Here is a 7,452-nt window from a genome sequence, read left to right as displayed (position 1 = left end):
AGCTGCTCGACTATCTCACCCGTCGCGAGGTCGCGCACCTCGACACAGACGCCCGTGCCGCCCTCGTCGATGGTCTGCAGCACGGCATCACCCGTCGCCCCGAGGAGCGCGCCATCTGCAGCCTCTTCGTCTCGACCCGGGGAGACGCGCTCACCGACCTCAAGAACCGCGTCGACGCCGGCGGTGACTTCCGCGACCTCGAGCACCTCGTGTTCCACGAGATCGACAATCCGGTTGTCCGGGCCGAGATGCTGGGGCACATCGCGGGGGAATCGGTCCTCGGGTCGGGCACCAAGGTGATCTCTGACATCGACGACACCCTTTTCTGCTCCTTGAAAGACGAACGCTATCCGCGCAAGACCGTTTATCCGGGGGTGCGCCAGCTCTACCGCGAGCTCGATCTGGCCGACGGCCGGGAAGGTGATCTCACGTTCCTCACGGCCCGCCCGGGCGAGCCCAGCGGGAAGGTGGAGAACGCGGTGCACCACATGCTGCGCCGTCGCGGCCTGCCAGAAGCGCCCGTCATCACGGGCACGCTGGGGGGCCTCATCAATCACGAGCACATGGCCGAGACCAAGCTGCAGGGCCTCGCCCGCTATCGCGCCGTTTTCCCGGAATATGGGGCGGTCTTGATCGGCGACAGCGGTCAGGGCGACGTGCTCTTCGGCGAGCGCGCCGTCGCAGCGCAGGGAGACGCGGTGCGCGGCGTGCTCATCCATGATGTGAAGGCTACGCCCGACGACGAGCGTGCCCGTCTTCGGGCGGAAGGAGTCGTTCTCTTCGACACCTATGTCGACGCCGCGGTGGAGGCCTTCGGGCTCGGCCTGCTCTCGCGCGACGCGGTGCAGCGCGTGGCTGATGCGGCAACCCGTGAGATGGCGGCCATCCGCTTCGACAGCCCTGCCCAGCGCGAGGCGCGCATGGCTGAGCTGACGCGCGCGCTCGATCGGGTGGCCGGCCTGGGCGGCGTCTCATCTCGCTGACCTCCTTGTTCGACGGGTTCGGGGTTCAACAGAGGAACTGTCAGGCAGGGCTAATCCCAACGGGTGGTGTGTTGAGGGTTTTTCACGCCAATGCGGGTGATGACAACGCCTTCGAGAACTGGTAGCATTGGGAAATCAAGCAAGCAGCCGTGGGGGGCATCAGGTCGCGGCACAGGTCGAGGGTAGATGCAGGTAGCGAAGGTCTCGGTCGACCCGTCTGGGGTGCGGGCGATCATCGTCGAAGACGAGTTCATCGTGGCCGCCGACATCCAGTCGGCGCTCACGCAGATGGGGCACACCGTGGTCGGGCACTGCGCAACCTTCGAGTCGTGTCTCACGCGCACGGCGGAGCTCATGCCCGACGTCATTCTCATGGACATCAATCTCGGGGGGCGCATGCGGGGCATCGATGCAGCCCTCGAGATTCGCGAGCGGCACGGTCTGCCGGTCATCTTCCTCACGGCCTACGCTGACGAGCAGACCATTGCTCGCGCCAAGGTCGCGCAGCCAGCCGGGTACCTGATCAAGCCCTATCGACCTGCCGAGCTGCGAGTGGCCATCGAGATGGCCATGTACAAGCATCGGCTGGCGCAGCGTGCCGATCAGGCCCAGCAACAGGTGCGGGTCGAGGAGGAGCGCTTTCGCACGCTCTTCGAACGCGCGGGTGTGGGCATTGCGCTGCTCGACGTCGAGGGTGGGGTTGTGGAGTGCAATGCCACGCTCTGTCAGATGCTCGGATTCGACTCGCTGCGCGGGCGGGGGCTGGCTGAGCTCTCCACCGACCCCTTTGCCGACACCGAGCGCGCCCTGTTCCGGTCGCTCATGCGAGGCGAGCGCGACCAGTACACCCTCGAGGTCCGCTATCTGCGCGCGGGCGGCGATCTGGGGTGGGGAGGGGTGACGGGCTCCATGCTCGCGTCGGCGTCCGGACGCTACGCCATTCGCATCTTGTCTGACATCAGCCCCAAGCGTCTCGCGCAGGTGGCACACTTCCAGGAGACCGAGCGCAGGCTGATGTCGACCGAGCTCCACGACGCCGTGTCGCAGCCCCTGGCGGGCATCTTCTACCGTCTCCAGCTGGTCGAGCAGCTCCAGTCTCGCGATGGCGCCCGCGCCGCTGAAGAGCTGGCCGGCGCGCGCACCCAGGCGAAGGCGTTGCTCGACGACGTCTCTCGCCTCATCGAGAACCTGCGCTCGCCGCTACTCGATGGCGCGAGCGCCGCCGACGCGGTGCGCGGCCTGGTGAACGCGCTGGCGCAAGAAGCGAGTCTCGCGGCCGAGCTGGTCGTGCCCGACGAGATTGCGGGTCTGGGGCGCCTGCGGGCGTTCTTTCTCTACCGCATCGTGCAGGAATCCCTGGTGAACATCCGGCGGCACGCCGAGGCGACCCGGGTGAAGGTGCATCTTCACATCGACGGCCCCTGGCTCGAGGGCGAGATCGTCGACAACGGGCGAGGCGCCGCCGCGGTACCGGATGCCAGCCGCGCTCATTACGGGATACGCGGCATGCGCGAGCGCGCCGAACTGGTGGGGGGCTGGCTCGACGTGATCTTCGGACGCGGAACCCGCGTCTCGTTCAGACTACCCCTGGAGGGTCAAGATGGTCTCTGAGGTGCCCATACGCATCGTCATGGTCGATGATCACGCCGTTGTGCGTGATGGGATGAAGAGCCTGCTCGAGCTCGACGGCTTCGCGCAGGTGGTGGCCACGGCCACCACGGCGGAGGAAGCGGTGGCCACCCTTCGTCGCGTCACGTGTGACGTGGTGCTGCTCGACATCGGCCTGCCGCGCAGCGACGGCATCTGGTGCGCCGCCGCCATCCGCGCGACCAATCCTGCGCAGAAGATCCTCGTCTTGAGCATGCACACAGACGAAGATGTGCTGCGGCAGGCGCTCGACGCGGGCGTCAACGGCTACATCTTGAAGTCGGCGTCGTTCGATGAGGTGAAGCGCGCCCTGGCCGACGTGCACGCGGGGCACCTCTATGTCGAGCCAAGGCTGGCGGGCCTGTTGCTCACCCGTTCGCAGAAGCGCGCTGACTCCGCCGAGGAGCGCACCCTCGCGCGGGGCCTGAGCGATCGCGAGCGCGAGGTGCTGGCCCTCACCGCCCGCGGGCGCACCAATCAGGAGATTGCCGCAGCCCTGGGCCTCTCGCTCAACACGGTGAAGGCGCATCTCAAGAACATCTATCGCAAGTGCGGGGTCAATGATCGCGTGCAGGTTGTGCTGTGCGCCCTGCGCATGGGCATCGTCGATCCGGCCGAGGTGAAGCAGGGGTAGCCCTCGCTCGCCGCATCGCGCTCATGACGACGCGCTCACGGCGACGCGCTCACGGTGACGCGCTCACGGTGACGCGCTCACGGTGACGTAGAGAAGGGCATCCATCGGAACGCCCCCCGGTTCCCGCGTGCCAGCAGCGTGGAGACCTGCCGGCCCGTGCTGGTCAAGGTGTAGCGCGAGCCTTCGAGGGTGTAGCCGAACGTTCCGCTGTCAGACACCAGATCGGTGAATCCCGCGGGGAGCGCGGCGGGGTAGGCGCCGTCTCGCAGGCGCATGAGCTCGAGGGTGCAGATGGCGCGGATGGCTTCGCTGCGCGTCTCTGATACGCGAAGCTGCAGCATCGCGCGATGCACGTCGGGGAGCAGGGCCATCGCGATGGGATGCCTGTCGGGGAGGGGGTAGAGCGTGTTCGTCAGCGCATCTGTCTGACTTCGCAGACCCCGTGGGGTGGTGCTGTACTGACGATCCATCGAGAGCATCACGTCGGTGTAGTACGTACGGTCGCTCGCCAGCACGAAGCTCGGCAGCCATCGCGTGCTCTTCAGCCCGTCTTCCGTGACGAGCTCTCCTGACGCTGCCTGCGTGAACAGGGTGAGGGCGCTGGCCAGCTCGTTCTCGAGATGCTGAGAGAAGCGTGACGGTGTGGCGCGGCGGTTCGTCTCGGCGCTGATGATCTGCTCGTAGTCACGCGCGCTGAGACGCTGCCAGGTGAGCAGCTCCAGCATGCCTTCCTCGGCGACGCGCTTCAGGGCCAGTGTGATCATGCCGTAGATCAGGGGGCCGTCTCCCGCCATGCGGTCTGACCATTGCAAGCAGAGAAGATGAAGGTCGACGGCGCGGTCGAGGTGTCCGGCGCGCTCATGCATGAGCGCCCGGATCGACAGGCTGCGGGCGAGGTTGCGCATCAATGTGAAGCTGGGGAGTCGTGTGTCGAATCCGTTCGACAGGGGCGGCGCCGCCACGAAACGAGGGCGGGTCACCACGTCACGGATGAGGGGGAGCGCGGCGTCGAGGCGCGCGGCTTCGCGTGCGGCATCGGTGGCGCGCTTCCCCAACGTCACGAGCACCTCTGCACGGGTTCCCACGTCGGCGAACGACAGGCTGCGGAACGCATCGACGACCTGACGATCGCGACGCGACATGGGTTCGCTCTCGCTTGTCATGAGCGCGACGCTCAGAGGGGCAAACCCGTTCTCTGCAGGGGGTGTCAGCAGCCGCTCCTGTTCACGCGCGCGCACACGGGAGAGCACGTCTGTCAGCTGGGCCGACGTCTCGGGACTCAATCGCGCGCTTTCGAGCGTTCGTCGCGCCACCATCGTGTCAACGCCCACGAGCGCCACGAGAAGCGCCGTGGTGATCAGGGCGCGGCGTCGCAAGGCCGACGGTGCGAGCGTCGACGTGAGGGGGGCGGGCAGCGCTGCGTCGACGGGTGCGCGGCGGGCCCACTGCGCGGCAGCGGCGACACTCGAGCAGAGCACGAAGCCGATCGTGACCAACGCGAGATCTGCGGTATCCGGGTTCAGGCCCAGCGGTCGCAGCAGTCCTGTCAGCATAGGGAACGCACCCAGCAGCCACCTCACTGCAGCTCCGCTCAGGCCGCCCCCCAGCTCGGCGAGGATGCTGGTCGACGCTGCGTTGAGAGCGCCCCGTTCCACGAGCGCCTTCAGCCAGGTTGTGGCTGAATGGGCGAGTGCCAGGGTCAGGAGCGGCGCCACCAGCTCGATGATCTCCGAATCGAGCGATTCTCTGGGGTTGAGAAGAATGAGGATCGCGCCCGTTGACGCGTGGGCGAGGAAGATCAGGGTGAATGCCGTCCAGAGCGGCCACAGAACGAGTCGCTGCTGCAGCGCGAAGGTCGGGCAGATCGGCTCGGTAGCAGGGGGAGCCTCGTGCCAGAACGCCACCAGGTGCCGGTCGACCTGCCTGCGCCCTCTCCACGACAGGGCCACGCTGGCGAGTGCGAATGCGGCCAGGGGCAGCACGATGTCCATCAGCGACGCCATGCAGTCGTATGACACCGGCCCCAGCGACAGTGCGCGGGTCACTACCGTTCCGAGCACGCACCAGACGACGAGCGAGAGCAGCACCATCTGCGTCGCGGTCAGCGCGAGCTTGCCGATGGCTTCACGTCGGCTGAGGCTGACGCTCGAGATGCCCAGCCCCACCCAGGTGCCGGCCCACGGGCTGAGCGACACGGCCACAATGCTGAGCAGCAACGTGCCGTACGCATAGCTGGGGTCTGACGAGAGCTCCCATCCCAGCACCTCGGGGGCGGCCAGCGCGATCGTTGTGCCCAGCGCCACGGTCATGGCCAGTCCGAGGTAGAGCGGCCATCGGGTCACCTCGAGCCAGCCGTGAATGAACTCCTGGGGGGTCAGCCCGCTCTGCAGCAGCACGTCGAAGGTGCCCTGCTCGCGTTCCTGCACCAGGGCCGTCGACGTCCGGTGGGCGGCACGCACGAAGGTCGTGGCCGCAATGACCAGAGCGCCGCAGATCCAGTAGCCCGGCCACTCGGCAGGGTGGTTCTTGCTGCCGACGAGCGAGAGCAGCAGCACGACCGCGCCTCCGGGCAGCAGCACGGGGAGCAGCCGCGCGACGAAGAGGCCTGCCAGGCCGCCCGGCACCGCGGTGGCCTGGCGGCGCATCTCGCGCATCGTGATGGGGTTCTCGCTGGGGGGACGAACAAACGGGTTGCGCTGGCGAGAGAGCGCATTGCGACTCCATCGCTCGAGCAGCGGCAGGTTCCGTATGCCCCACGTCGCGAGGGAGCGCCCGAGAACGGCACACAGCACGGCGCCCGCCACCAGCCCGAGGGCCGCCTCACCCGCACCGGCGCTTTCCATCAGCCCGGTCCCCTCGAACAAGCCCATGACGCTGCCCAGAAGCACCCAGCCGGGCACCGACGTGAGCGCCAGGAGCACGAACACCACGATGCTCGCCGTGCTCGTCCCCACACCGTCGCGCTTGAAGAGCGTCTTCGCCTGCTCGGCGTACGACAGGCACGCGGTCATGGCGCAGACGGCGGGAAGCCAGAGCGCGGCCGCCCCAACGGCCAGGGCGCGCGCGTATGCGGGCGCGAGCGTGGGCTGCCCGAAGCCTGCCACGACTTCGGCCACGGTGTGCGGCACCGCGGGAAAGAGCAGCGCTCCGAGCAGCAGCAGCAGGGCCATGGGCCAGCACGTCCGGAACGCGGTTCGCACGCCGTGAAGCGCGATGATGTCGACGATCTCCCCTGCCGACATCCCTGAGACCACGACCTCATCGAGGCAGCGGCCCTTTCGCAGCGACACCATCAGCGCCACGTCTGACAGGGCCTGGGAGATGGGAACGGCGATGAGCATCGCCAGGGCCGCGGCCATCAGGAAGGCCGCTCCGCTCTCGGGTGACCACGCCGCCTGCAGGGTCACGCTCGGCGCGCCGAAGAGCACGACGGCCAGTCCTGCCCAGAGCGACGCGGGGCGCACGTTGCTCTGCGCCGCGCGCGAACGCAGCAGCGTGCTGAGAGGATTGGGCTCGCCGACATCGATCCAGTCGGTCAGTGCTCTCGTCGCCTGGCGCAGTCGCTCGCGCCACGAGCGATTGGCGCGCTCTCGCACCTGACGCGCGGTGCGCGCCGCGAAGCCGGTGGGAACCGGTGCGGAGGGCTCGGTTGAGATGACGGACACGGCACGAAGGGTTCGCGCGGTCTCGCGACAGGTGTCGCACGCCGCGAGGTGCTCCTCCACCTGGCGGGTCTCGTGCGTGTCGGCCATGTCGTCGATGAAGGCCGAGAGCGATTCGAAGATGTCATCACAGCTGAGGGGGGCGATGGTCGTCATCAGCGGCGCTCCTTTTCTGTGCCACGCAGGGCGGAGATGAGACGTTGGCGGGCCTTGGCGAGGCGGCTGCGCACGGTGCCCAGCGGCACCGCGAGGGAGGCTGCTATCTCTTCGTAGGAGAGCGACAGCATCTCGCGCAGGGTGAGAACCTCCTGATCGGACGAGGGCAGCGACGCCATCGCCGCCTCTATGCCCAGGCGCGTTTCGGCGGCGTGGGTGGCGTCGGGGGCGACGGGTTCTTGTCCGGACGCGAGCAGGGTCTCGAGCGATTGCACAGGCTGGCGCCGCTGCAGGCGCCGGCAGCGGTGCGTCACGATGCGCAGCATCCACGTGTGCGCGGCACGCGGGTCGCGCACACGTGGATGCTGCG

General features: G+C 68.0%; 5 protein-coding genes. 3 read left to right on the top strand and 2 right to left on the bottom strand.

Going from position 1 to position 7,452, the window contains the following annotated elements:
* The 3 genes from EB084_15810 to EB084_15800 form a co-directional block, all read left to right on the top strand.
* The coding region (locus EB084_15810; GenBank protein ID NDD29724.1) for a DUF2183 domain-containing protein at window positions 1-983 on the top strand (983 nt) is incomplete at its 5' end.
* A 186-nt stretch (window positions 984-1,169) separates the two neighbouring features.
* A complete protein-coding gene (locus tag EB084_15805) occupies window positions 1,170-2,594 on the top strand; it encodes a response regulator (protein ID NDD29723.1) in 1,425 nt (474 codons plus the stop codon).
* Window positions 2,584-3,264 (top strand): DNA-binding response regulator, encoded by a 681-nt coding sequence (locus EB084_15800; protein ID NDD29722.1) that lies wholly within the window; start codon window positions 2,584-2,586, stop codon window positions 3,262-3,264. Before EB084_15805 ends, EB084_15800 begins: the two co-directional genes overlap by 11 nt.
* 77 nt (window positions 3,265-3,341) lie before the next feature.
* Here EB084_15800 and EB084_15795 read toward each other — a convergent pair whose 3' ends face one another.
* Both EB084_15795 and EB084_15790 read right to left on the bottom strand, forming a co-directional pair.
* Entirely contained in the window at window positions 3,342-7,082 is a 3,741-nt protein-coding gene (locus EB084_15795) for a hypothetical protein (GenBank protein NDD29721.1), read from the bottom strand.
* On the bottom strand, window positions 7,082-7,452 hold a 371-nt coding region (locus EB084_15790), incomplete at its 5' end, for a sigma-70 family RNA polymerase sigma factor (GenBank protein ID NDD29720.1). The genes EB084_15790 and EB084_15795, both read right to left, overlap by 1 nt.

Source organism: Pseudomonadota bacterium (assembly GCA_010028905.1).
GTDB lineage: Bacteria > Vulcanimicrobiota > Xenobia > RGZZ01 > RGZZ01 > RGZZ01.
This window is presented reverse-complemented; position numbering and strand designations above follow the sequence as displayed.